Genomic DNA, 1,639 nt, shown 5'->3' with positions numbered 1-1,639 from the left:
TCGCGCGCCCAACCCCACTGGCGCGGGCTCACGGGCGTCGTGACGCGCCGGCGCGTGGCCCCCTTGTCCCCTGGCTATCAGCGGCTTCACGTCGAGGTCCCGAAGCAGACGGCGGTACTTGTCACGGTATTCCGCGACCGCACCCGCCCCTGGTCGGCACAGCGGGCGCCACGGCCGGCGGGCGCGCGCCGTGACAGCAGCGCAGCCGTACACCGAGCTGACCGACGTCCCGTGCGATGCGCTGCGCGTTCGCCGTCGCCCCGCACCCCGGCGAGCACCTGCTGAGAACGAGCGCCGTGGCCTGCATCTCCGCCACGAGCCCGCCAGGCCGACTCACACGCATCCCGCTGTCCGGGTTCTCGTACGACACCGTGCCCGCACGCCCGGGCCGTGTTCCGGCGCTGCGGTGCCTCCACCCGACCATGTACCGCTCGCCCGCAAGTCACAGACCGGCACCTCGCCGGTACCAGCGATCGGCTCCCCCGGTCGCGGCGGCGTGCAGCGCCCCGCCGCCCCGCCCGAACACGCCGGGATCCGGCCCGTCATCAGCGCGGCGCGGACGGGACCGCCCAAAACAGGGATTCCACGTAGTGGCCACCGGCTGACCACAGCACCGCCGGCCGGGACTCCCCCACTGCCGGCCTTCAACAGCCGCAGGGAGCCCGCCGGAGGAAACCACGGGCTCCATACGAGTCTCCCCGGCCGAAAACACCCGATGCCATAAGCCGTACTCGCTCAATACCACCTTGACGGCCCTGCCCCCAGGGCCACCGTCCTCCGCGCGGCCCACAGACCGAGCCGGGCCGGGCCGCCGGCCGCCCGAGGGCCGACCAAGCGGGCCTCTGCCGAAGGGCGTTGCAGGCCGGCGCCGGCCCGGGTCGTACTGCCCCAGGGCGTGCCGCAGTCATCACCGTGATCCGTCTTCACCGGCCGGCTGGACAGCCTCGGACGGCATGACCGCTGATTCCGCTACCGGCGCGAGCGGGCCGGCAAACCACCCCCGACCGTCACCCTCCGCGACGTGCTGCGCCTGTTCGGACCAGGCCGCACACCCACCCCGCACGAGGCAGTACATGCCCTGCGGCGGCACCACAACACCTCAACACTCCCGCCGACAGGAGGCACTGCGGAAGCTCGACACAGCCCCCACGTCACCCTGCAATAACCGTCATCCGACAACCGCACCCTTCCCCAAAGAGCCTGCGGCCGACACTGCCCATACGCAGTCCGCGTCGCTCCCGAGACGCACCCACGGTACCGCTGGTACCGTGGATACCATGAATGCCAAAACAGCGATGAGTCTCCGCTTTCCCGACCCTGAGCAGCGGGCCGCTATCGCGGCAGCGGCCAAGCAGGCGGGGGTCAGCATGCAGGAGTACATCCTCTCGGCTGCCTACGAGCGCGCAACCGCCGTGGAGCGACAGTTCCTGGATGGTTTCCAAGCGTCCATGGCCCGCAGCGGCGCGGCTTTCGCGGCCGAGCCCAGCAGTCTGGACCCCGGCGCCGAGCAGCGTGCGGCCGAGGAGGAAGCACGGCGGGACCTTGGGCAGCACCAGGAGCGAGGCCACGCCGCGTGACCCAGCCGGAACCCCTCCCGCTCGACGTCACGTTCCTGCTGCATGCAGCCGGGCTGCTCGAC

Annotated in this window: 2 protein-coding genes; one reads left to right on the top strand and one right to left on the bottom strand. The window is 71.8% G+C overall.

The genetic code is table 11. The annotated features are described in order from the left end of the window. Positions 1-121 precede the first annotated feature (121 nt). A complete protein-coding gene (locus ACFXPK_RS32880) occupies positions 122-343 on the bottom strand; it encodes a DUF6207 family protein (protein WP_385080822.1) in 222 nt (73 codons plus the stop codon). Positions 344-1,295: 952 nt separating this feature from the next. Here ACFXPK_RS32880 and ACFXPK_RS32875 point away from each other — a divergent pair. Continuing rightward, positions 1,296-1,577, top strand: a complete 282-nt coding sequence (locus ACFXPK_RS32875; RefSeq protein ID WP_385002755.1) for a DUF1778 domain-containing protein — start codon at positions 1,296-1,298, stop codon at positions 1,575-1,577. Positions 1,578-1,639 lie beyond the last annotated feature (62 nt).

This window comes from Streptomyces sp. NPDC059142, from assembly GCF_042755665.1.
Classification (GTDB): Bacteria; Actinomycetota; Actinomycetes; order Streptomycetales; family Streptomycetaceae; genus Streptomyces.
This window is presented reverse-complemented; position numbering and strand designations above follow the sequence as displayed.

What these genes read in the sequence shown, in the direction of transcription:
- ACFXPK_RS32880 (WP_385080822.1), bottom strand. Translation starts at nt 343, where the DNA reads ATGCGTGTGAGTCGGCCTGGCGGGCTCGTGGCGGAGATGCAGGCCACG.
- ACFXPK_RS32875 (WP_385002755.1), top strand. Translation starts at nt 1,296, where the DNA reads ATGAGTCTCCGCTTTCCCGACCCTGAGCAGCGGGCCGCTATCGCGGCA.